The sequence below is a fragment of the Paraburkholderia phenoliruptrix genome (assembly GCF_019511605.1).
Classification (GTDB): Bacteria; Pseudomonadota; Gammaproteobacteria; order Burkholderiales; family Burkholderiaceae; genus Paraburkholderia; species Paraburkholderia phenoliruptrix_A.
The window spans coordinates 133208-154318 of record NZ_JAEUAV010000007.1 but is presented as its reverse complement, the minus strand read 5'-3'; the positions used below and the strand labels follow the sequence as shown (position 1 = coordinate 154318).

22 protein-coding genes are annotated in these 21111 nt (G+C 64.2%); 5 read left to right on the top strand and 17 right to left on the bottom strand.

Going from position 1 to position 21111, the window contains the following annotated elements:
• Positions 1-220: 220 nt before the first annotated feature.
• Positions 221-1192: a DNA-binding protein YbiB gene (ybiB, locus tag JNB89_RS12410; RefSeq protein WP_220362367.1), complete on the top strand. Its 972-nt coding sequence runs from the start codon at positions 221-223 to the stop codon at positions 1190-1192.
• Positions 1193-1194: 2 nt separating this feature from the next.
• On the opposite strand, the gene JNB89_RS12405 is transcribed toward ybiB, so the two are convergent.
• Both JNB89_RS12405 and JNB89_RS12400 read right to left on the bottom strand, forming a co-directional pair.
• Complete coding sequence (locus JNB89_RS12405) at positions 1195-1578, bottom strand: nuclear transport factor 2 family protein (protein WP_013337940.1); 384 nt, start codon at positions 1576-1578, stop codon at positions 1195-1197.
• Between the two features lie 40 nt (positions 1579-1618).
• The gene (locus tag JNB89_RS12400; RefSeq protein WP_135892685.1) at positions 1619-2182 is read right to left on the bottom strand and encodes an acyloxyacyl hydrolase; all 564 of its coding nucleotides are present in this window, start codon (positions 2180-2182) and stop codon (positions 1619-1621) included.
• 362 nt (positions 2183-2544) lie between these two features.
• Between JNB89_RS12400 and rpoH the strand changes: the two genes are divergently transcribed.
• On the top strand, positions 2545-3480 hold the full coding sequence (gene rpoH, locus JNB89_RS12395; protein WP_013337938.1) for an RNA polymerase sigma factor RpoH: 936 nt from the start codon (positions 2545-2547) through the stop codon (positions 3478-3480).
• A gap of 309 nt (positions 3481-3789) precedes the next feature.
• Here the strand turns inward: rpoH and nagE are convergent, their stop codons facing one another.
• From nagE to JNB89_RS12370, 5 genes are all read right to left on the bottom strand, one after another.
• Positions 3790-5601 carry an N-acetylglucosamine-specific PTS transporter subunit IIBC gene (nagE, locus tag JNB89_RS12390; RefSeq protein ID WP_220362366.1) on the bottom strand — a complete coding sequence of 604 codons (1812 nt, stop codon included), beginning with the start codon at positions 5599-5601 and terminating at the stop codon, positions 3790-3792.
• Positions 5602-5677: 76 nt separating this feature from the next.
• Positions 5678-8248, bottom strand: coding sequence for a phosphoenolpyruvate--protein phosphotransferase (gene ptsP / locus JNB89_RS12385; protein WP_220362365.1), 2571 nt, complete (start codon positions 8246-8248; stop codon positions 5678-5680).
• A 38-nt stretch (positions 8249-8286) separates the two neighbouring features.
• Positions 8287-9294, bottom strand: coding sequence for an SIS domain-containing protein (locus JNB89_RS12380; protein ID WP_220362410.1), 1008 nt, complete (start codon positions 9292-9294; stop codon positions 8287-8289).
• A complete protein-coding gene (gene nagA, locus JNB89_RS12375) occupies positions 9287-10390 on the bottom strand; it encodes an N-acetylglucosamine-6-phosphate deacetylase (RefSeq protein ID WP_220362364.1) in 1104 nt (367 codons plus the stop codon). Before nagA ends, JNB89_RS12380 begins: the two co-directional genes overlap by 8 nt.
• Before the next feature lie 106 nt (positions 10391-10496).
• The gene (locus JNB89_RS12370; protein WP_013337933.1) at positions 10497-11231 is read right to left on the bottom strand and encodes a GntR family transcriptional regulator; all 735 of its coding nucleotides are present in this window, start codon (positions 11229-11231) and stop codon (positions 10497-10499) included.
• Between the two features lie 367 nt (positions 11232-11598).
• Between JNB89_RS12370 and JNB89_RS12365 the strand changes: the two genes are divergently transcribed.
• On the top strand, positions 11599-12525 hold the full coding sequence (locus tag JNB89_RS12365; protein WP_220362363.1) for a helix-turn-helix domain-containing GNAT family N-acetyltransferase: 927 nt from the start codon (positions 11599-11601) through the stop codon (positions 12523-12525).
• A 9-nt stretch (positions 12526-12534) separates the two neighbouring features.
• Here the strand turns inward: JNB89_RS12365 and JNB89_RS12360 are convergent, their stop codons facing one another.
• A complete protein-coding gene (locus tag JNB89_RS12360) occupies positions 12535-13347 on the bottom strand; it encodes a MetQ/NlpA family ABC transporter substrate-binding protein (RefSeq protein ID WP_220362362.1) in 813 nt (270 codons plus the stop codon).
• Between the two features lie 270 nt (positions 13348-13617).
• Between JNB89_RS12360 and JNB89_RS12355 the strand changes: the two genes are divergently transcribed.
• Positions 13618-13908: a YciI family protein gene (locus tag JNB89_RS12355; RefSeq protein WP_013337930.1), complete on the top strand. Its 291-nt coding sequence runs from the start codon at positions 13618-13620 to the stop codon at positions 13906-13908.
• 221 nt (positions 13909-14129) lie between these two features.
• Here the strand turns inward: JNB89_RS12355 and JNB89_RS12350 are convergent, their stop codons facing one another.
• The 5 genes from JNB89_RS12350 to JNB89_RS12330 all read right to left on the bottom strand — a co-directional run bounded on the left by JNB89_RS12350 (position 14130) and on the right by JNB89_RS12330 (position 18278).
• Positions 14130-14747 carry an SCO family protein gene (locus JNB89_RS12350; RefSeq protein WP_220362361.1) on the bottom strand — a complete coding sequence of 206 codons (618 nt, stop codon included), beginning with the start codon at positions 14745-14747 and terminating at the stop codon, positions 14130-14132.
• Positions 14748-14752: 5 nt separating this feature from the next.
• Positions 14753-15658 carry a heme o synthase gene (cyoE, locus tag JNB89_RS12345; protein WP_220362360.1) on the bottom strand — a complete coding sequence of 302 codons (906 nt, stop codon included), beginning with the start codon at positions 15656-15658 and terminating at the stop codon, positions 14753-14755.
• 6 nt (positions 15659-15664) lie between these two features.
• Positions 15665-16774, bottom strand: a complete 1110-nt coding sequence (locus JNB89_RS12340; protein WP_220362359.1) for a COX15/CtaA family protein — start codon at positions 16772-16774, stop codon at positions 15665-15667.
• A gap of 22 nt (positions 16775-16796) precedes the next feature.
• Positions 16797-17483 carry an SCO family protein gene (locus JNB89_RS12335; RefSeq protein WP_220362358.1) on the bottom strand — a complete coding sequence of 229 codons (687 nt, stop codon included), beginning with the start codon at positions 17481-17483 and terminating at the stop codon, positions 16797-16799.
• Between the two features lie 78 nt (positions 17484-17561).
• Positions 17562-18278 (bottom strand): SURF1 family protein, encoded by a 717-nt coding sequence (locus JNB89_RS12330; protein ID WP_013337925.1) that lies wholly within the window; start codon positions 18276-18278, stop codon positions 17562-17564.
• 111 nt (positions 18279-18389) lie between these two features.
• Here JNB89_RS12330 and JNB89_RS12325 point away from each other — a divergent pair, with 111 nt between their 5' ends.
• The gene (locus JNB89_RS12325; protein ID WP_006048064.1) at positions 18390-18599 is read left to right on the top strand and encodes a twin transmembrane helix small protein; all 210 of its coding nucleotides are present in this window, start codon (positions 18390-18392) and stop codon (positions 18597-18599) included.
• A 288-nt stretch (positions 18600-18887) separates the two neighbouring features.
• On the opposite strand, the gene JNB89_RS12320 is transcribed toward JNB89_RS12325, so the two are convergent.
• From JNB89_RS12320 to JNB89_RS12305, 4 genes are all read right to left on the bottom strand, one after another.
• Positions 18888-19745, bottom strand: coding sequence for a cytochrome c oxidase subunit 3 (locus JNB89_RS12320; protein ID WP_013337924.1), 858 nt, complete (start codon positions 19743-19745; stop codon positions 18888-18890).
• Positions 19746-19881: 136 nt separating this feature from the next.
• The gene (locus JNB89_RS12315; protein ID WP_013337923.1) at positions 19882-20100 is read right to left on the bottom strand and encodes a DUF2970 domain-containing protein; all 219 of its coding nucleotides are present in this window, start codon (positions 20098-20100) and stop codon (positions 19882-19884) included.
• A 30-nt stretch (positions 20101-20130) separates the two neighbouring features.
• Positions 20131-20745, bottom strand: coding sequence for a cytochrome c oxidase assembly protein (locus tag JNB89_RS12310; RefSeq protein WP_220362357.1), 615 nt, complete (start codon positions 20743-20745; stop codon positions 20131-20133).
• A gap of 43 nt (positions 20746-20788) precedes the next feature.
• The gene (locus tag JNB89_RS12305; protein WP_027211530.1) at positions 20789-20923 is read right to left on the bottom strand and encodes a cytochrome oxidase small assembly protein; all 135 of its coding nucleotides are present in this window, start codon (positions 20921-20923) and stop codon (positions 20789-20791) included.
• Between the last annotated feature and the right edge of the window lie 188 nt (positions 20924-21111).

Genomic DNA, 21111 nt, shown 5'->3' with positions numbered 1-21111 from the left:
CCGTTCTTAGTTGGAAATGAGCCGCGGCGCGGCGCTAAATCGCGAGTGTAACGCGCGGCGCAAGGCGGCGCGCGCCAGCCCAGCGGGGCTTCGTGACAGCGGCGCGGCGCCGCCGCCGTCTCGCCCGACGCCCATAGATGCGATACTTCCACCAGAGAACGTTCCTTGAATACCGTGGCGGCCGGCCCCACAGCGGCACGCCAGCACGTCAATTGCACTCATGACAGACTCCGCCGACACCGCCAACCCGTTCCCGTGCGCCCGCTTCATCAAGGAAATCGGCCGTGGCCCCAACGGTGCACGCGCGCTCACCGCCGAAGACACGCGCGCGCTTTACACCGCCATGCTCGACGGCCGCGTCGGCGACCTCGAACTGGGGGCGATCCTGCTCGCCTACCGCGTTAAAGGTGAAACCGCCGACGAGCTTGCCGCGATGCTGGCGGGCGCTCACGCGTCGTTCGAACCGGTTCATCAGCCTCCGGGCGAGTTCCGGCCCGTGTCGATTCCGAGCTATAACGGCGCGCGCAAGCAGCCGAACCTGGTGCCGCTGCTCGCGCTGCTGCTCGCGCGCGAGGGCGTGCCGGTTCTCGTGCATGGCGTGACGGAAGATCCCGGCCGCGTGACGAGCGCGGAAATTTTCACGCATCTGCGCATTCCGCACGCGGGCTCACATGACGATATCGAAGACGGGCTTGCCGAGCGCCGCGTGGCGTTCGCGTCTATCGAGGTGCTTGCGCCCAAGCTCGCTCGCCTGCTCGCGCTGCGCCGGCGCATGGGCGTGCGCAATTCGACGCATACGCTCGTGAAGATTCTCCAGCCGTTCGCGCCGGCTGGACTGCGGCTTGTCAACTACACGCACCCACCGTATCGGGACAGCCTCACGCAGCTCTTCAGCACGCATCCGGATGCCGCGGTGGGCGGCGCCCTGCTCGCACGCGGCACGGAAGGCGAAGCCGTGGCGGACACGCGGCGCCAGGTGCAGATTGACTGGCTGCACGACGGCATTTGCGAGACGCGCGTGCCGCATGAGCGTTCTTCACGCGACGCCCCCGAAGTCGAGTTGCCCGAAGCGCGCGACGCCGCGACCACCGCGGCCTGGATAGGCGCAGTGCTGCGCGGCGAGGCGCCCGTGCCGGGCGCTATTGCGCGGCAGGTCGAGGTGATCGTGGATGTGGCCAGAGCGTCGGCGTAGGCTCACTCGATGGCGCAACGCGTCGCCTGCCACGCAATGAGGCGCCACTGGCCGTCTTCCTGCGTGTGGATCGCGGTGTAGGCAATGGGGAAAAGCAGCGCGCCGTTGTTCGCTTCCATCTCGATCAGCGCGCGGCCGGTCACCACGCAGGTTTCCCGCCCAACCGGCAGCACGTCTTGCGACTGCACTTCGATCTGCCGGTAGCGGCGGCGCCCCGCGGTAATGCCGTCGATGAACTGCCGCTTCGTTTCGCGCTTGCCGTTCGTATGCACGTAGCTCACGTTGTCTGCGAGCAGCGCGTCGAGCGACTGCCCGTCGCCGTCGACCATCGCGCGGAAGCGCTCCCTCTCCAGCCCGCGAATCGCCTCGATTGTCTTTGCCGCCATTGCTCAGCCCCTTGTACCGGTGAGCCGATGGCGGCCACGGTCAGAAGTTATATTGCAGATATAGCTGGTGGAAATTTATACCAGGATTCGGCTCTTTGATACCGGCATTCGACACATGCTGAAAGCGGTAGCCCGCCTGATACTGCTGATGGCCACCGAACTGCAAGCCGACGCCCGCCATATCGGCAAACTGGAACGCCGTGGACAGTGTAAAGGTCGAAGAAATTCTGGGGCTCGACAGAAGGCGCACGCCGGCGCCGGCCTCGACGAACGGCCTGATCGATCCCGAGCCTTTGATGAAACGAATGATAGGCGTCACACCGATCTCGCCGATGTTCTCGTGCACATTGCCTTCGTTCGTATGCCACCAGGCGAAGTGGGCCTCGCCGATCAGCGCGAAGTGCCAGTCGCCGATCTGCCACCAGGTGAGATTCGGATCCCACACGAGGCCAAGATCCAGCTTCTTGACATGGTGATCGCCGAGGCCGCCGGCCACCTGAATTCCGAACTGGTCAGCCGCGGCAGCGGCAGACAGGCCAAGCAGCAAGGCCGCGCAGCCGCTTTTTAGAGCCAGACCACGCAAGCGTTTCTTTTTGTTCTTCATCTGACACCCGAGCTCAGCAAAGGTTGAACATTCTGTAACACTCTTGCTTATTCTAAAGACAATCTGAACTCGGTGGATCATCTTAAGAAACTTAAATTTTTGCAATTACTCACGCCAAAAACTGAAAAAATCGGTCGAAAGTGAGATTGAAGGCGCTTTGTCAGGTAATTTGTACGGCGTCTGCAAGGCACAACGGAGCGGCGTATGATTACTATTGAAATGCGCAGTTTGATAGGAATTTATGGAACTTTGATGTCCCTACGGCCTCTAAGTATTAGCACTCGGAAAACGAGAGTGCTAACATCCAACGCTGGAGTCGTTACCTGAACAAGCTTTTGCCTGATTCCAAAGGAGTTTTCCACGTGAGCCATGCATTGACCCTTCCGAGTACTCTGAGCCCGTCGTCGGCTAAGGCCGCTCCGGCAGGTGCGCTGGCGCTCTCGCATTCCTCCCTGCTGCCCGGTCAACTGGGCAATATCGACGCCTACATCCAGGCCGTAAACCGGATTCCGATGCTGACGCCCGCGGAAGAACGCCAGTTCGCCACCGAATTCCGCGAGCACGACAACCTCGAGGCGGCGCGCCGCCTGGTGCTGTCGCACCTGCGGCTGGTCGTTTCGATCGCACGCAACTACCTGGGCTATGGTCTGCCGCACGCCGACCTGATCCAGGAAGGCAACATTGGCCTGATGAAGGCCGTGAAGCGTTTCGATCCCGAACAGAACGTGCGCCTCGTCTCGTACGCCATGCACTGGATCAAGGCTGAGATTCACGAATACATTCTGCGCAACTGGCGCATGGTGAAGGTCGCCACGACCAAGGCGCAGCGCAAGCTGTTCTTCAACCTGCGCAGCCACAAGCAAGGTTTGGGCGCCTTCACGCCGGACGAGATCGACGGTCTGGCCAAAGAACTGAACGTCAAGCGTGAAGAAGTCGCGGAGATGGAAACGCGCCTGTCGGGCGGCGATGTTGCGCTCGAAGGCCAGGTCGAAGACGGTGAAGAGTCGTATGCGCCGATCGCGTATCTTGCGGATTCGCATAGTGAGCCGACCGCCGTGCTGGCTTCGCGCCAGCGCGACAAACTGCAGAGCGACGGTATCGCGACGGCACTGGAGGCGTTGGACGCCCGCAGCCGCCGCATCATCGAAGCTCGCTGGCTGAAGGTGCAGGACGACGGTTCGGGCGGCTCGACGCTGCACGAGTTGGCCGACGAGTTCGGAGTGTCGGCCGAACGTATCCGCCAGATCGAAGCCAGCGCCATGAAGAAGATGCGCGGCGCGCTGAGCGAGTACGCGTAACGCTCGCCGGCGGTTTTATCGGCTGTGCCGTAGGGAGGCTCCCGCGGCTTGGCCCGAAATGAGCGCCGGAAGTAGCAAAGCCCTGCCGTCTTGCGACGGCAGGGCTTTTTTGTTTGCCGCGGCTGTGCGCGGCGGGCTTTCCTGCGCTGCAGTCACAGCCGGAGCTGGAGGCCCAGCCGGAGCCGGAGGCCGAGGCCGGGCCTTAGCCTTAGCCTTAGCGGGGGCCGGAGCTGAAACCCGCAGCCTCAGCCCCCGGCAGCGCAGCCGCAGAGCGCAAATCAGCCGGCGCTCCGCCGCTCCGTCAGAAGCTCACGCCGGCACGGGCGCCGCCCCGCCGCCAGGCGACATGCGCGTTGCCAGCGTCTCGGCGTAACGCCGCGCGGCATCGCCGACGACGATATGGAACGTGTCTGCCGAGACCCATGCGGTGTCGAGCGCGGCGAGTCGCTGCCGATCCACCGCCGACGGATCGCGCACGACAATACGCAGGCGCGTAGCCGCGACGGCGTCGAGCGACAACACGTTGCCCGCGCCGCCAAACACGGCGAGCCAGCGCAACGGATCCGGGTCGAGCGGGCCATTGGCCACGCTGGCCACGCTGGCCGCGTTGGCTGCAAGCGTCGGCGCGCCCGCGCCTGCCGCTGCTGAAGCCGCCGGTACCGAAGCAGCCGCTGCCGTACCAGCCAGAGCCGCGCCGCTGCCGCCCTGCCCAATCGCCGAGCGAATCTCGTCGGCGATGATGTCCGCCTCCGGTCCAATGATCACCTGCACGTTGGTCGCCCCGCGCTTGAGTACGCCGCGCGCGCCAATCGTCTTGAGCTCGTTCTCCGAAACCCTGTTCGAATCGACGACCGACAGACGCAGACGCGTCGTGCACGCATCCACCACGGAGAGATTCGATGCACCGCCCAGCGCCGCGATATAGCGCTGCGCACGCGGCACCGCGGCACCGGCGGTCGGCGAAACGAAGCCGCCCGCGCTAAACGACTCGGCCTGCTCGTCGGCAGCCGCCGGTTCGCGGCCCGGCGTCGCCATGTTGAACTTGCGGATGAAGAAGCGGAACAGCCCGTAGTACACCACCGAATACGCGAGGCCGAGCGGAATCGCCAGCCAGCCCTTCGTCGACAGACCGTAGTTCAGCACGTAGTCGATTGCGCCTGCGGAGAACGTAAAGCCGAGGTGAATGCCGAGCGCGGAGCAGATCGCGAGTGAAAGCCCGGTCAACAGCGCGTGAATTGCGTACAGCACCGGCGCGAGAAACATGAAGCTGAACTCGATAGGCTCCGTCACGCCCGTCAGGAACGACGTGAGCGCCATCGAGAACAGCAGGCCGCCCACCACTGCGCGGCGCTCCTTCGGTGCTTCATGAAACATCGCGAGACATGCTGCGGGCAGGCCGAACATCATGATCGGGAAGAAGCCGGTCATGAAGGTTCCGGCAGTCGGATCGCCCGCAAAGAAGCGATGCAGGTCGCCCGTCACCGGTGCGCCGCCCGGCGGCGTAAAGGTGCCGAACACGAACCACGTGAGCGAGTTAAGAATGTGATGCAGCCCGGTCACGAGCAGCAGCCGGTTCAGTACGCCGAACACAAACGCACCGAATGCGCCCGCCGTGGTCAGCCAATGGCCGGCCGTATCGATCACGGCCTGCACCGGCTGCCACACATAGCCAAACACAATGCCGAGCACGAGACACACCACCCCCGTGACAATCGGCACGAAACGCTTGCCGCCGAAGAACGCGAGGTAATCCGGCAGCTTGATGTCCTTGTAGCGGTTGTACAGCAAGCCCGCGACAATGCCCGCCACGATGCCGGACAGCACACCCATGTTGAGCTTGTCGTTGATGTCCTTCATCACCGCGACTTCGATCAGATAGCCGATCGCACCGGCAAGACCCGCGACGCCGTTGTTGTCCTTCGCAAAGCCGACCGCCACGCCAATCGCAAACAGCAGCGGCAGGTTGTCGAAGATCGCGCCGCCAGCATCGGCGATCATCTTGATGTTGAACACATCGGGTTGCCCGAGCCGCAGCAGCAGACCGGCAACCGGCAGCACCGCGATAGGCAGCATCAGCGCGCGTCCTAGCCGCTGTATTTTCAGAAACGGATTCCCATCCATTGATTACCTCCAATCCTTGTCTCGTTGTCGACGGACGTCGTTGAGTTATGTGGCCGGCCCGACCGGACCGAGGGGTTCAGTCCAACGGCCAGGTTTGCCGGCTGACTGCTCTTACCGCCTGTGCCGATTCCAGCGCCAGCGCGTCCTCGGCACGTTGGCGGCACAGTTGATAATCGAGGTTGCGCACGCGCGCCTTGATGCCCGGCACGGACACCGGATCGACCGAAAGCTCCGTTACGCCGAGGCCGACGAGAAGCGGCATGGCGAGCGGATCGCCCGCCAGCGCGCCACACACGCCGACCCATTTGCCGTGCCGGTTCGCACCTTGCACGGTCGTCGCGATCAGCCGCAGCACGGCCGGATGCAGACCGTCGGCCTGCGCGGCGAGATCGGCCTGACAGCGGTCCATGGCGAGCGTGTATTGCGTGAGGTCGTTCGTGCCGATGGAGAGGAAGTCCGCGTGTTGCGCCAGTTGATCGGCCAGCAACGCCGCCGACGGCACCTCGATCATCACGCCCACTTCGATCGGCTCCGCACGCCCCAGCTCGCGAGCGAATTCGTCGATGCGCTTGCGGATGCGGATCAGCTCGCCTACGTCGGTCACCATCGGCAGCAGAATGCGCACGGCGCCGAAGGGCTTGACGGCAAGCAGACCGCGCAGCTGATCGTCGAGCAGATCCGGACGGACCTGCGCGAGACGAATGCCGCGCAAGCCGAGCGCGGGGTTGGGCTCCGGCGGCAGCGTCAGGTAATCCACTTCCTTGTCCGCACCCACGTCCAGCGTGCGGATGATCGCGGTGCGTCCGCTCAACGCGTCGACAATGGCCTGATAGCTTTGCTGATGCTCTTGCGCGCTCGGCGCAGCCGCGCGATGAATGAACAGCAACTCCGTGCGCAACAGGCCGACGGAATCGGCGCCGTTTTCCACGGCCGTGTTGGCGTCCTCCAGCGTCGCGATGTTGGCGGCCACTTCGATCGCGCGGCCATCGGCGGTAACGGCCGCTTGCTGCGACATGCGGCGGTTCGCCTCGCGCACGCCGGCAAGGCGGCTGCGCTCGAGCCGCGCACGCTCGACGTCCAGTTCGGTGGGCGCAAACTCCAGGCGGCCAGTGGTCGCGTTCACGACCACCTGGGTGCCCTCGGGAATCGCATGCAGCGCGTCGCCTACCGCGACCAGCGCCGGAATGCCCGCCTGGCGCGCGAGGATCGCCGCATGCGAGGTCGCGCCGCCGCGCGCCATGACAAGCGCGGTGACGCGCGAACGGTCGAGCGTCGACAGATCGGACGGCGTGAATTCGTCCGCGGCGAGCACCGCCTCGTCCGGCAGCGTGCGCCCGGCGGCGTTGGTATAACCCAACGCGCGCAGCACACGCTTTTCGATGTCGCGTAGATCGGCGGCACGTTCGGCGAGCAACGCGTCTTCCATCTTGCTTAGGATGCCTGTCTGTGCGCGGATCGCTTCGCGCCACGCGAAGCCCGCGCTCTTGCCGAGGCTGATCAGGTCGCGCGCCGCGTCGAGCAGCGTAGGATCTTCGAGCAACACGCGATGCACGGCGAAAATGCCCGCCTCGCCGACCGCGCCGCGTTGCGACGCGTCGCGCACCGTGGTGCCGAGATCGGCGTCCACGCTGGCAATCGCGTTGTCGAGCAAGCGGCTTTCCGCCGCCGAGGTGCCGTTCGCCTGTTCGGGCGGATCGAGGTCCGCGTCGTCCCAGCGCACCAGCTTGCCCACCGCGACGCCAGGCGCTGCGCACACACCCGCGAGCGTGTGCGACGCAAGCGCCGCGCCGCCGTCGGCGGCCGGGGCAGTGGTTTGCGGCGCGGGAGAACTCTGCCGCGCCGGCTTTTCTTCGACTTCGCCGAGCGCTTCGCGCGTCAGTTCGTGCGCGATCGCGTCGACCGCTGCTTTGGCTTGAGGACCGACGCCGAGCAACTCGACCGTCGCCCCTTGGCCCGCGCCAAGCCCAAGCAGGCCGACCACGCTTTCGATGGGCGCCTTGCGTCCGTCATAACGCACTTCGACACGTGCGTTGAAGCCCCGCGCCGCTTCGCGCGCGCGCGCCGCCGGCCGCGCATGCAGGCCGCCTGCGTGCACCAGGGTGACCTGGGCGCGCGCTTCTTCGGTGACGCTCGTCGCGCTCAACTCGCGCGATGCCGCGGCCGCCGCGCCGTCGCGGGCACGCAGCCGCAACAACAGCGTTTCGCCCGCTTTCACCATGCCGCCCTGCGCGCGCTCGACAATCTCGAATGCCTCGGAATTGGCAATCGCGATCACCGAAACGAGGCTCGGCGCACGCAGCGCCACCTGATCCTGGTCGAACTCGATCAGCACGTCGCCGGCACGCACCTGCGCGCCCTGCTCGACCATCGGCGCAAAGCCCTTGCCGTTCAGCTCCACCGTGTCGATACCGATGTGCAGCAGAATCTCCGCGCCTTCAGCGGTGGCGAGCGTCACCGCATGGCCGGTGCGCGCGAGATGGGTGACGGTTGCGTCGCACGGTGCGACGAGCCGTCCCTCCAGCGGATCGACGCCGATGCCGTCGCCGAACATGCCGCCCGAAAACACCGGATCGGGCACGTTCGCAAGCGGCACGACCGGACCGGTCAGCGGCGCGAGCAAAACAATATGGCCTTGAGAATGGCTCATCAAGCGGGACTCCTCGACACGTCGCATCTGATTTCTCGTCAGTGAGTTTCGGTGACTTTGTTGAGATGGCGCGGCGCGTCGGGATTGCGCCCGCGCGCGGCCGCGAGGCCCGCGGCCATCACGTAAAAGGACTGGATGGCGGCGATCGGGTCGAGCGCCGCATGAGCTGTGGTGGCCAGCGGCAGCGTGGCCTCGCCGATATCCGCCGGAGCCGCGAGCAGCACGCGGGCGCCGCGCGCCTGCATGTCGCGCGCGAGTTGCAGCAGGCCCGCCTGCTCGGGTCCGCGCGGCGCGAAAACAAAGAGCGGATAGTCGCGATCGATCAGTTCCATCGGACCGTGGCGCACTTCCGCGCTCGAAAACGCTTCGGCCTGAATGCCGGAGGTTTCCTTCAGCTTCAACGCAGCTTCCTGCGCAATGGCAAGACCGAGACCGCGCCCGATCACGATCATGCGTTCGACGCCGCGCAGTTGCTCCACGGCCTGCGACCAGTCGAGCGCGCCCGCTGCCTGCAGCGCGTCTGGCAGCGTGTTCAACGCGCCGAGCAGCGCCGCGTCGTGCTGCCAGTGCGCGACCAGTTGCGCGGAAATGGAAAGCATCGCGATATAGCTTTTGGTCGCCGCGACGCTCAGTTCCGGACCGGCGACGAGCGGCAGATGCCATTCGCAGGCGTCCGCGAGGGGCGAGACCCGTGCATTGACCGCGGCCACGGTCAGCGCGCCCGCCGCGCGCAGCGCCTGCATCGTGCCGACCAGGTCGGGACTCTTGCCCGACTGCGAGAAAGCCAGCGCGAGTTGGTCGCGCACCTGGAGCGGCGCCTGCTGCAACGTCGCGACCGACATCGGCAAAGAGGCGACGGGCACGCCGATGCGGCTCATCGTCAGGGATGCGAAGTAACTCGCCGCGTGGTCCGAGCTGCCGCGCGCGACTGTCAGCGCGACGTGGCGCGGCTTCTCGGCAAGCCGGGCGGCCAGCGCCTCGACGCGTGAGGTGTCCTTGAGTTGCGCGGCGACCGTTTCAGCGGACGCGAGCGCCTCTTTAAGCATGTTCGACAATTGCTTCTCCTTCGACGTAGGTCGCGCAAAGCGCCAGCTCACGATCGAACACGACGACGTCGGCCCACGCGCCACGCGCAATACGGCCACGGTCTTCGATGCCGAGGTAGTCGGCGGCATAGCGCGACAAACGGTTTGATACATCGGCGATCGGCAGACCGATCGACACCAGATTGCGCAGCGCCTGATCCATCGTCAGGGTGCTGCCGGCGAGCGTGCCGTCGGCTAGACGCACGCCGCCGAGACACTTCGTCACGTGTTGGCTGCCGAGGCGGTATTCGCCGTCGGGCATGCCGGTCGCCGACGTGCTGTCCGTCACCACATACAGGCGCGGAATCGCGCGCAACGCGGCGCGGATCGCGCCCGGATGGACGTGCAGCAGATCGGGAATGATTTCGGCGAACTCCGCGTGCGCAAGCGCAGCGCCCACGAGGCCGGGATTGCGGTGATGCAGCGGCGACATCGCGTTGAACAGATGCGTAAAGCCGCACGCGCCGTGCTTGAGCGCGGCGACGGCGTCGTCGTACGTGCCGAGCGAGTGGCCGAGCTGCACGCGCACGCCGCGCGCCGCCATTTCCGAAATGATGTCCATGTGACCCGCGATCTCCGGCGCGAGCGTCACCACACGAATCGGCGCGATGGACAGATACTTGAGCACCTCGTCCATCACCGCGGAGACCGCCGCGTCGGGCTGCGCGCCGAGCTTGCCGGGGTTGATGTACGGTCCTTCCAGATGCACGCCGAGCACGCGCGAGCCGCCCGGCGTGCGCCTGCGCGCGACGTCGCCGAGACCGGCCACCACGCTCATCAGTTCGTCGCGCGGTGCGGTCATGGTGGTTGCGAGCAGGCTCGTCGTGCCGTAGCGTGCGTGCGTGCGGGTGATGGTCTCGATTGCGTCGCCCGCCTCCATTACGTCGGAGCCGCCGCCGCCGTGCACGTGCAGGTCGATGAAGCCCGGCAGGATGTACGGCGCGTCGTTCGTCGCGGGATCGAGGCGCTCGCCGGTGAGCGCCGTAATGCGGCCGTTTTCGAATTCGAGCGTGCCGTGAATCCACCCGTCGGTGGTGAGTATGTTTCCGGTCAGCATGAGTCTCTCTTGCAAGGCGTGATACAGGGCGAGGCTGAATTGCGCTCGACAGGGCCCGCGGGGTCAGCGCAACCCGCGCGTCTCGCGCGGCGCACCGGGACGCGGCTCAGGTGCGCAATTCAGCGACGAAGTCGTAGTAGTCGTCGCGGCAATAGGTGTCCGTCAACTCGATGGCGCGCTGATCGGCGCTATAGCCGATACGAGTGATGACCAGTAGCGCTGAACGGGGTTCGATATCCATTAGTGAAGCGATCTCGCTCGAGGCGTTGACCGCGCGAAAGTGCTGCAATGCGCGCACGACGGCCGCGCCGCGCTGTTCCAGATAGCTGTAGAGCGACACGCCGATGGCAAGCGGATCGGGAACAACGGCGACCGGCAACGCCGAATGTTCGACCGCCATCACGATGCCGTCCGCGCGACGCAGCCTGCGCAGGCTTGCCACCGCGGCGCCCGGCGACAGGCCGAGATGCACGAGTTCGTCGCGCCTCGCTGCGCGGATGTCGCGCTCGAGCCACACCGAGTCCGGCCGGAAGCCGCGTTGCTGCATCTTCTTGGTGAAGCCGGTAAGCCGCGACAGCGGGTCTTCAACGCGCGGCGTGATGAAGCTGCCAGCGCCGCGCGCACGCCTGATCAAGCCTTGCTCGACCAGCAGTTCGATCGCCTTGCGCGCGGTGATGCGCGACACGCCGATCGCATCGGACAGCGTGCGCTCCGAAGGCAGCGCCTCGCCCGCCGACCACACGCCGCAATGAATTGCCGTCGCCAGATTGCGCGCAAGCTGCAGATACAGCGGCGTGACGTTGCGAGCGTCAGGCATGAGTGCGGACCAGCGAGTTTCCATGGCGCTCCGGGCGACGCCGAAAGGATTCGGCCTTCGAAAATGAGAGCCCATTATATAACCACAATAATACCAGTCAACAAACTGGTCATATGCTGTCCCGGCGAGCTCAAAGCCTTGCCGCGTATACGTTTCGAGGCGGTGAGGGGCAGCGGCGACGGCACGTGCAAAGCCCAGGATTTACCCGTATTCGAGACCGCATGTGGAACGCATGTCGCCAATTGCAGACCAGTTCCACGCGTCTGCCGGGTCTGTGTGCTGACAACTCCTTCAGCGGTGAACGCGGCCCAACGGCGGCGCGTCTTTTGTTTCTAAGTGCGCGTTCCAATATAGTGATAGGCGCATACATAAAAACACCGGAGATCAGCCTTTGACCGATTCCGAGGCGCTGCAGCGGGCACAGGCAGTCCGCCGCTTCAATCGCTTTTACACGCGGCTTATCGGCGCGCTGCACGAGCACCTGGCACAGAGTTCGTTCTCGTTGACCGAGGTGCGTGTGCTGCACGAGCTCTCGCGCGGCCGCGCGCAGACAGCGTCGGTGCTCGGCCGTGCACTGGGATTGGACAGCGGCTATCTGAGCCGCTTGCTGACCAATTTCGAGCGACGCGATCTGATCACGCGCCGGCCCTCCGAGACGGACGCGCGCCAATCGCTGATCGCACTCACGGATAACGGCCACGCAGCCTACGCGCCGCTAGACGCCGCCGCGAATCAGGAAGTGCTGGCGTTGCTCGGCAAACTCAGCGAAGCATCGCAGGAGCAGCTGATTGGCGCGATGAACCTCGTCGAAAGGCTGCTCGGCGACAAACCGCGAGCGGACGCCGTGGAACTGCGCGCGCCGCGCCCGGGCGAATGCGCCTGGCTTGTGCATCGGCAGGCGCAGTGGTTTGCCGCCCAGTATGGGTGGGACAAGTCGTTCGAGGGGCTGCTCGCGCGCGTGATCGCCGACTACACGCAGCGCAACGATACGGTGCGCGAATTCTGCGTGATCGCGGATCAGCACGGCACGGTGGCTGGAGCGGTGTGCGTCGTCGCGGTATCGACGACAGTGGCAGGCTTGCGGCTCCTGTGGGTCGAGCCGGATGTGCAGCGCCGCGGCATCGGCACGCGGATAATGGCGGAAGCAACGCGCTTTGCGCAGCGCGCGGGCTATAAGAAGTTGACTCTGACCACGGCCAGCACTTTGGTAGAAGCGCGGCGCCTGTGCAAGCGCGCCGGTTTCAAGCTCGTCAGCGCGGCGCCTGAGCGCCGCTTCGGCAAGGACCTGATGATCGAGCGCTGGGAGCTGGCCTTGTAGGCCGCGGCCTCAGAACGACGGCACCACCGAACCCTTGAACTGCGTCTTGATGAACTGGCGCACGTCCTCCGACTGATACGCGGCAACCAGCTTCTTCACCCACGGCTTGTCCTTGTCCTGCGCGCGCACCGCAATCAGGTTCGCGTAAGGGCTGTGAATGTCCTCGAGTGCGATCGCATCTTTGGTCGGCTGCAGGCCGGCAGCCAGCGCGAAGTTGGTGTTGATTGCGGCTGCGTCCACATCAGCGAGCGAGCGCGGCAACTGTGCTGCGTCCAGTTCGACCAGCTTGATCTTCTTCGAATTCTCGGCCACGTCGAGCGCCGTTGCGTTATTGCCGTTCGTGCCCGCACCGGCCTTCAGCTTGATGACGCCCTGCGCTTGCAGAAGCAGCAGCGCGCGATTCTCGTTCGACGGGTCGTTCGGCACCGCCACCTTCGCGCCTTGCGGCAAGTCCTTCACCGACTTCAGCTTCTTCGAATAGATGCCGAGCGGCGAAATGTACGTGAGCCCCGCGCTGACAATCTTGTAGCCGCGCTGCTTGATCTGGCTGTCGAGATACGGCTGATGCTGGAAGCTGTTGGCGTCGAGATCGCCTGCGTCGAGCGCGGCGTTCGGCTGCACGTAGTCGTTGAATTCCACCACCTTCACGTTCAAGCCTTCGCGCTTTGCCACTTTCGTGACCACTTCCCAGATCTGCGCATCCGGGCCGCTGATCGTGCCGACCTTGATGGCTTTCTCGTCGGCATGAGCGCCGAAGCTGGTGACGATCGCCGCGCCGGCGATCACTGCGGAGAGGGCTTTGAGGATGTTTCTGCGCTGCATGTAATTCTCGCTGTTTCTAAACGGATCCATCGGAAGACGGATGCGGGTGATAGCCGAACGCCGCTGCTCACGACACCGATGTGCCGCACAAATGAAGGCGCGCCGCCGGCTGGACCGTAAATCGTCTCATATGCTGCGCAAGATGGGAAATACCGCGATCTCATATGTGTATGCAATGCGCGCTGGCGAAAGCGCCGCGCAGTGGCCGATAATTGCAGAGGTTGCCGCGAGTTCCGCGGCATGTTCATTTGCGTGCGAGGACGCCCATTCATGTATGTCATCAATCTGATCTACACCGCGCCGCTCGAGCGGATCGACGACGCGCTCGAAGCGCATCGCGCGTTCGTCGCAAAGCAGTTCGAGGACGGTGTGTTCGTTGCCGCCGGCCCGAAAGTGCCGCGCGACGGCGGCATCATTCTCGCCGTGCGCATCGAGCGCGACAGACTCGACGCGATTCTCGCGACCGATCCGTTCGCCGTGCAGAAGCTCGCGCGCTATGAAGTGACGGAGTTCAAGACCACGCGGCTCGCGCCGGGCTTGAATCTGCCGATACCGGCTTGAGGTCCTGAGCGGGCGTGTGATTCAGAAGCGACTGAGGGGCAACTGAGGGGCGACTGAGGGCCGACTCAGGCGCGACTGAGGACCCACTGAGGACCCACTGAGGGCCCACTGACGGCCGACTCCCACGCGACCGCGTGCGGTTTTCGCACCGTTTTTATGGCACGCCAATGCAGGCGTTGTGCCGTAGGAACGCAGCCCTGCCGGCTGCGATTGAACGCGCGTCAGTCGAGCAGCAGCTTGATGTCGTGCACCCAGGGCGCGGCGCCCTGGCCGTCGCGCGCGAAGAGGCGCAGCTTGCCGTCGGTGTCGAACACATAGCTCGCTGCGGTGTGGTCCATCGTGTAGCTGTCAGGCGTCTTGCCCGGCACCTTCGCGTAGTAGATGCGGAAGTCTTTCGTCACCTTCTTGACCTGTGCATCGTCTGCGGGCCGCAGGCCGACGAAGGTCGGATTGAACGCCGGCACATATTGCGCAAGCAGTGCGGCGGTATCGCGTTCGGGATCGACGGTGACGAACAGCACCTGCACGCGCTTGGCATCTTCAGGGCCCAGTTGCTGCAGCGCTTGCGAGAGTTCTGCCATGGTGGTCGGACACACGTCCGGGCAATGCGTATAGCCGAAGAACAGCACGACTACCTTGCCCTTGTAGTCCGCCATTGAGCGAATCTTGCCCGACGTATCCGGCAGCGAGAAATTGCTGCCGAACTGCGTGTTGCCGGTAATGTCGAGGTTCTGGAACGCCGGCTGCTGTTTTCCGCAACCGGCGATGAACAACGCGCCGCCGAGCGCGCAGGCAATCACGGCAGCACGCGCCGCGCGCGCGAAGCGGGTATGGAGCATAGCGATTACGTGCCGATCAGAACGCGCACATAGTGGTCGACCAGCAGCGCCGCAAACAGCAGCGACAGATACACGATCGAATAACGGAAGGTGCGGCGCGCCAGATCGTCCGAATACTCGAGGTAGATCTTCCACGCATAGGCGAGAAACACCGCGCCCAGCAGGACAGCCGCAGCAAGGTACACCACCCCGCTCATGCCGGAGATGAACGGCATCATCGTGACGGCGAAGAGAATCACCGTGTAAAGCAGGATATGCAGACGCGTGTACTTCTCGCCGTGCGTGTTCGGCAGCATGGGCAGGCCGGCGTCTTCATAGTCTTTGCGACGATACAGCGCGAGCGCCCAGAAGTGCGGCGGCGTCCACACGAAAATGATCAGCACGAGAATCCACGCGTCGCCCGGCACGTGGCCGGTCACGGCGGCCCAGCCAAGCGCCGGAGGCATGGCGCCCGACGCACCGCCGATCACGATGTTCTGCGGCGTGGCGGGCTTGAGCAGCAGAGTGTAGATGACCGCATAGCCGACGAAGGTGGCAAGCGTGAGCCACATGGTGAGCGGATTTGCGAACGTGTAGAGCGTCCACATGCCGAGGCCGCCGAGCACGGCCGAAAACAGCAGAATCTGCGCAGTGGTGATTTCGCCGCGCGCCGACGGACGCCACGACGTGCGCCGCATCTTCGCGTCGATCTTCTGTTCGACAAGGCAGTTGATGGCAAACGCGGCGCCGGCCAGCAGCCAGATGCCGACGGTGCCGCCGATCAGAACGGTCCACGGCACCATGCCGGGCGTCGACAGAAACATGCCGATCACCGCGCAGAACACCGCGAGTTGCGTGACGCGCGGCTTGGTCAGTGCGATGTACTGGGACATCCGGCTGCCGGGCGTTTGGGAGAGTGTTGTGCTGTCCATGTGGAGTCACGCTGGCGCGGCATCGCGCGCGGGTAACACGGCGCGGCCGGGACGGCTATAAGCGATTCGAAAGTTTAACATAACGAGTAGCAGCAACAGGACCGCTGCGCCGCCGTTATGAGCTACCGCAATAGGCAACGGCCATTGCAGGACGATGTTCGACAAACCGGTGACGAACTGAAGCAGCACCACCAGCAAGACGCCGTCCGCCGGACGACGCAGCGACTCGAAACGACGCAGTTTCAAGGCGAACCACACGAGATAAGCAATCACCACGAACGCGAACGTACGATGCGTCCAGTGGATCGCGACCAACGCGTCCTGCGTGATGATGTCGCCGTCGCCGGTCATGCCGAGTGCGCGCCACAGGTGGAAGCCGTGCGCAAAGTCCATGGGCGGGACCCATTGGCCGTTGCAGGTCGGGAAGTCCGTACACGCGAGTACCGCATAGTTCGTGCTGACCCAGCCGCCCAGCGCGATTTGCGCGATCAGCAGCACGAGACCCGCAAGCGCCGCGGCGCGCCACCGGCCTGCCTCCGGCTCGTAGGCGGGCAGCGGCGTTTGCCGCGCCGCGAGCCAGCCGAGCGTGCCAAGCAGCGCGAGACCGAGCAGCAAGTGCGTGGTCACGATGATTGGCTGCAGCTTCATGGTCACTGTCCACGCGCCGAATGCGCCTTGCACGAGAATAAGCAGCAGCAACGAAGTCGGCCACCAGGGCGACACGTGCAACGGGCGACGCTTGATGCGCGCGACCCACGCAATGATTGTCTGCGCGATGATCAGCACCCCGATTGCCATCGCGAAGTAGCGGTGGATCATTTCGATCCAGGCCTTCGTCATGCTGACAGGGCCGGTGGGCATGGCCTGATGCGCGGCGGTGATCGCAGCATGCGCAATGAACGGCGACGACGTGCCGTAGCAACCGGGCCAGTCCGGGCAGCCAAGCCCGGAATCCGTGAGACGCGTGAAGCCGCCGAACATCACGAGGTCGAGCGTGAGGAAAGTGGTGAGCCAGACAAGCTTGCGGAATTTGTTGTCGTCCGCCTTCACCCATACGTAGGACAGCGGCAGCAACGCGATACACAAGCCAATCAGGCCCAATTGCAGTACGAACATCTTGATTACCCTTGTTGCGGCATCAGCCGATGCGCGACCACTTCAGCAGCTTGGTCACGTCGCCTTTGATCTTGCTCGGGTTCGGATCTTTCGGGAAACGCATCATCAGATTGCCGTTCGGATCGACCATATAGATATGGTCCGAGACTTTGGTGCCCTTGTCGACCGGCAGCCACGCCGATACCTGCGCCAGATCAGCAATCAGCATATTGGTGTCGGGGTAGGCCCTTTGTATCACGTCCGCCACGTTGCCCGCGTCCGTGCGCAGCCACACTTCCACGACGCGCTCGCGTTCCGGGCCCTGGGCCGCGCGGATTTGCCGCATGAAGTAGAGCTTCGTGGCGCACGCTTTGTCGCAGGCGCTGTTGTCGACGGAGATCAGCAGCCAGCGGCCGCGCAGCGACGCGAGCTTCGCCGGCTTGCCGTCTTCACCGGTGACGACGAGCGATTCGGGAATCGGCCGTTGCGGTTCGACGAGCGTGCCGTAGCTCGTGGTGCCGCCCGTCGGCTTGACCACGTAGTACATGAAGTACGAGATGGCGATCGGCGCGCCGCAGACAATCGCAACCAGCAGCAGCATCCACCGCCCCCGCTGCCACGAGCCGCCGCCGTTCGGTTGGCCTGGCATCGGCCTCGCCGCCGCGGGCGCGGCGGATGTCGTGGCGGCGGGCTTGCCGGATTGCGGCGAACGGGGAGATTGCGTAGACACTACATGACCTCTTTCAATGATTGTGCGGTTGGCGTCCACCCGCGTGGGGCCGCCTGGGGCCGCGCAGCGCGCGCTGCATCAGACACCGGGCGCGTGCTCTTTGCGGGCCGCGCGGCGCGCGGCGTACAGACCGAATACCAGCGCTGCAGCCGCCATGCCCCACCACTGGAACATGTAGCCGTAATTGCGCTCCACGCCGCTTGCAGGAGCGGGCCAGTCGCGCACGAGCCTGTCGCCGTCGTCGCTCAATTGCTGGATAACGAACGGCTGCAGCGGCAGCCCGGTCTCAGCGGCGTAAGCGGCAACGTCGAGATTCTGCCGGATCAACTGATGTGCGGCCGATCCGCCCTGCCCGAGTTCGTAAGCGCGCGAAGCATCCGCGCGCGCGATGCCCTCTATTTCGATCTCGCCCGAAGGCGTCGCGTACGGGGCGATCGTCTCGCGATTGTTCATGTTGCGCGGCAGCCAGCCGCGATTGACGAGCACGTACCCGCCATCGGCGAGTTTAAACGGCATGACGACGTAAAAGCCCGGCTGATCGTTATACGGACGATTGTCGAGATAGACGACCTTGTCCGCGACGAAAGTACCGCGCGCCTTCACACGGTGAAATTCGATGTCTTTCAGCGCCACCGGGGCACCGGTCACGGCTTGAGCGGGCGCGTTCTCGAACTGTGTGATGCGCGCCTCGAGCGCTTCTTTCTGCTGCGCGCGCTCGCGCTGCCAGAAACCGAGCCGCACGGTCAGCGCGACCACGAGCAGAATCAACAATGCGGGAATGAGCCGGAATTTCATCGATCACGCTCCAGGCCCGCGCGCAGCGTCGCGACGAACGCCGGGCAAACGCCTGCGCGCGGTGAGATAATGACTATCTTGCCTACGCGCTTTTCCGTTCCAGCAGCTTCCATGCACATTCTCGTTCCCATTGCCTTTGCACTGATCATCGCCAGCATGGTGTCGGCGTTGTACTTCATGATGCATGACAAGGGCAAAACCAAGCGGATGGTCTGGTCGCTCGCCACGCGAGTCGGACTGTCGATCTCGCTGTTCCTCTTCATCCTGTTCGCCTACTGGATGGGCTGGATTCACTCGACCGGTATTCCGTACGGGCGCTGAGCCTGGGGCAATGCTCCGCTGCCCTGAGTCGCTGCCTTGAACCGCAGATTTAAAGCCCGGCTTTAAACAAAAAGCCGCCCTGACAGGGTCGAGGGCGGCGCTGCATTCATTCTTCTCACCTGCTGTGGGCGCGTTTCGCGCACTAGTCGCTGTGCCTGGCAGCGGCGGCGTTTCCCGGATAGGCCGCATTCGCGGTGCAGCCCGAGACATACTACGCCACAGGCCGCGCACGGTGGTCCGCGTGAGCGGGCCCGGCCCTGCGCGGGCCAGCCAGTCCTACAGCAAGTCTCACAGCCAGTACACGACGACGTACAGTCCGAGCCACACCACGTCCACGAAGTGCCAGTACCAAGCTGCGCCTTCGAACGCGAAGTGGTGGTCCGCCGTGAAGTGACCGCGGATCATTCGCACCAGCACCACCGCCAGCATCGTGCCGCCGAGGAACACGTGGAAACCGTGGAAACCGGTCAGCAGGAAGAACGTCGAGCCGTACACGCCCGAAGCCAGCGTCAGGTTCAGTTCGTTGTACGCGTGGAAATATTCGAACCCTTGCAGGAACAGGAAGCAAACGCCAAGCACGAGCGTAGCGGCCAGCCAGATGATCGCCTTCCTGCGATGATTTTCACGCAGCGCGTGGTGCGACACCGTCAGCGTGGCGCCCGACGACAGCAGCAACGCCGTGTTGATGGTCGGCACGGGCCAAGGCGTCATGGACTTGAAGGTGGACACGAGCGACGCCGGTCCGTTGTTCGGCCACACTGCCGAGAAATCCGGCCAGATCAGCTTGTAATCGAGGCTTGCAAGTTCATGCAGCGCGATGGCGCGTGCGTAGAACAGCGCGCCAAAGAAAGCGCCGAAGAACATGACTTCGGAGAAGATGAACCAGCTCATGCTCCAGCGGTACGACTTGTCGACGTTCTTGCCGTACATGCCGCCTTCGGACTCGGCAATTGCGTCGCCGAACCAGTGCCACAACGTAAAGAGCAGCCACAACAGACCGACCACAACGCCGATCGGCGCCAGTTCATGTTCGTTGATCCAGGCCGCCAGCGATCCGAGCATGATCAGCAAGCCGACGGCGGCGCTGATCGGATGCCGCGACGGATGCGGTACGAAATAGTACGGGCTCTCGTTTTGACCGCTCATTCTTGATTCTCCACTTCAGTCCAGTTGTTCCGGAAGCTCCGGCTGCTTCTTCGACGGCGCGTCTGTACCGCACCGCTTCACTCTAATTCGTGGGCGCGCTGCGCCCGGTCCTGCATTGCCGTGTGGCTGCACCCCGTCAGCCGCCGTGGCCGACCACCGCACGCACCACCAGAATCAGCACGCCGATGAAAATGGCCGTGCTGATCAGCGCGGCGACAATCACATGCAGCGGGTTCAGCTGCGTGGCGTCGCTTTCGAGGTCGCGCCGCTTGCGCACTCCGAAGAACGACCAGAACACCGCCCGCATCGACTGGCCAAAGCTGCTCTTGCGCGGGCCACCGCTGTTATCACTCATTGTTGTCTTCCTTCGCCGGGGCTTTGGCCCTCAGGCGGGATTCGCGGTCGTTGCCGCCGTCCTGGCCGGAAGCGCCGCGCTGCCGACCTTTGCCGTTGCCGGCGTGTTCAACTCGAAGAACGTGTACGACAGCGTGATCGTCTGGACGTCCTTCGGCAGCTTCGGATCGACGACGAACACAACCGGCATACGCCTCGTCTCATTCGCCTTCAACGTCTGCTGCGTAAAGCAGAAACACTCAATTTTCTTGAAGTACTCGGTCGCCTGCTTCGGCGCGTAGCTCGGAATGGCTTGCGCCTGAATCGTGCGCGCCTGTTCGTTGCTCACCTCGTACATCACCGTCGTCACTTCGCCCGGATGCACGTCCAGACTGTGCTGCTCCGGCTTGAAACCCAGCGGGCCGCGCGCGTTCGCATCGAGTTCGATCGAAATCGTGCGGCTCATGTCGACCTGCGTATTCTTCGCCTCACGCGCAGTCGCGTCGCGCTGCACGAGGTTGTTGATACCGGTGATCTGACAGATCGCGCGGTACATGGGCACCAACGCGAATCCGAAACCGAACATCATCAACGCGACCACGAACAGCTTGATCAGCATGGAACGGTTAAAAGAGCGATCGGCCTGAGCCGGCGGCTGCGTCGACATCTCAATCCTCAACAAACCTGCAAACGAGGCTTACCCGCTTTGGTCAGGAAAACCAGCCTTGATTGACGATGACAGCGGCGAAAAAGACCGCCGCGATGGCAAGCAGCACAAGACCTAACCGCCTGTTGCCCGCGCGAATCTGCTCCGGGGTACGTCTTTCCTGTGGATTGCGCGTCATGCTCACGTTTCTGAATACCGTTTTACTACGCTTGTTCCGGCGACCGGTGCTGTACTGATTACCGCGACGATCAATGCGGCGCTTGCTGCTTGCTGCTTGCTGCTTGCTGCTTGCTGCTTGCTGCTGCGTTTACTGTTGCCGTTGCTGCATAATCGCTGCGCTTACCGCTGCCGCCATCGCGGCTATCC

Bases quoted from the DNA above. Each gene is read 5' to 3' on its own strand.
- ybiB (WP_220362367.1), top strand. From the start codon at position 221: ATGACAGACTCCGCCGACACCGCCAACCCGTTCCCGTGCGCCCGCTTC.
- JNB89_RS12405 (WP_013337940.1), bottom strand. From the start codon at position 1,578: ATGGCGGCAAAGACAATCGAGGCGATTCGCGGGCTGGAGAGGGAGCGC.
- JNB89_RS12400 (WP_135892685.1), bottom strand. From the start codon at position 2,182: ATGAAGAACAAAAAGAAACGCTTGCGTGGTCTGGCTCTAAAAAGCGGC.
- nagE (WP_220362366.1), bottom strand. From the start codon at position 5,601: ATGGATGGGAATCCGTTTCTGAAAATACAGCGGCTAGGACGCGCGCTG.
- ptsP (WP_220362365.1), bottom strand. From the start codon at position 8,248: ATGAGCCATTCTCAAGGCCATATTGTTTTGCTCGCGCCGCTGACCGGT.
- JNB89_RS12380 (WP_220362410.1), bottom strand. From the start codon at position 9,294: ATGCTTAAAGAGGCGCTCGCGTCCGCTGAAACGGTCGCCGCGCAACTC.
- nagA (WP_220362364.1), bottom strand. From the start codon at position 10,390: ATGCTGACCGGAAACATACTCACCACCGACGGGTGGATTCACGGCACG.
- JNB89_RS12370 (WP_013337933.1), bottom strand. From the start codon at position 11,231: ATGGAAACTCGCTGGTCCGCACTCATGCCTGACGCTCGCAACGTCACG.
- JNB89_RS12360 (WP_220362362.1), bottom strand. From the start codon at position 13,347: ATGCAGCGCAGAAACATCCTCAAAGCCCTCTCCGCAGTGATCGCCGGC.
- JNB89_RS12355 (WP_013337930.1), top strand. From the start codon at position 13,618: ATGTATGTCATCAATCTGATCTACACCGCGCCGCTCGAGCGGATCGAC.
- JNB89_RS12350 (WP_220362361.1), bottom strand. From the start codon at position 14,747: ATGCTCCATACCCGCTTCGCGCGCGCGGCGCGTGCTGCCGTGATTGCC.
- cyoE (WP_220362360.1), bottom strand. From the start codon at position 15,658: ATGGACAGCACAACACTCTCCCAAACGCCCGGCAGCCGGATGTCCCAG.
- JNB89_RS12340 (WP_220362359.1), bottom strand. From the start codon at position 16,774: ATGTTCGTACTGCAATTGGGCCTGATTGGCTTGTGTATCGCGTTGCTG.
- JNB89_RS12330 (WP_013337925.1), bottom strand. From the start codon at position 18,278: ATGAAATTCCGGCTCATTCCCGCATTGTTGATTCTGCTCGTGGTCGCG.
- JNB89_RS12325 (WP_006048064.1), top strand. From the start codon at position 18,390: ATGCACATTCTCGTTCCCATTGCCTTTGCACTGATCATCGCCAGCATG.
- JNB89_RS12320 (WP_013337924.1), bottom strand. From the start codon at position 19,745: ATGAGCGGTCAAAACGAGAGCCCGTACTATTTCGTACCGCATCCGTCG.
- JNB89_RS12315 (WP_013337923.1), bottom strand. From the start codon at position 20,100: ATGAGTGATAACAGCGGTGGCCCGCGCAAGAGCAGCTTTGGCCAGTCG.
- JNB89_RS12310 (WP_220362357.1), bottom strand. From the start codon at position 20,745: ATGTCGACGCAGCCGCCGGCTCAGGCCGATCGCTCTTTTAACCGTTCC.
- JNB89_RS12305 (WP_027211530.1), bottom strand. From the start codon at position 20,923: ATGACGCGCAATCCACAGGAAAGACGTACCCCGGAGCAGATTCGCGCG.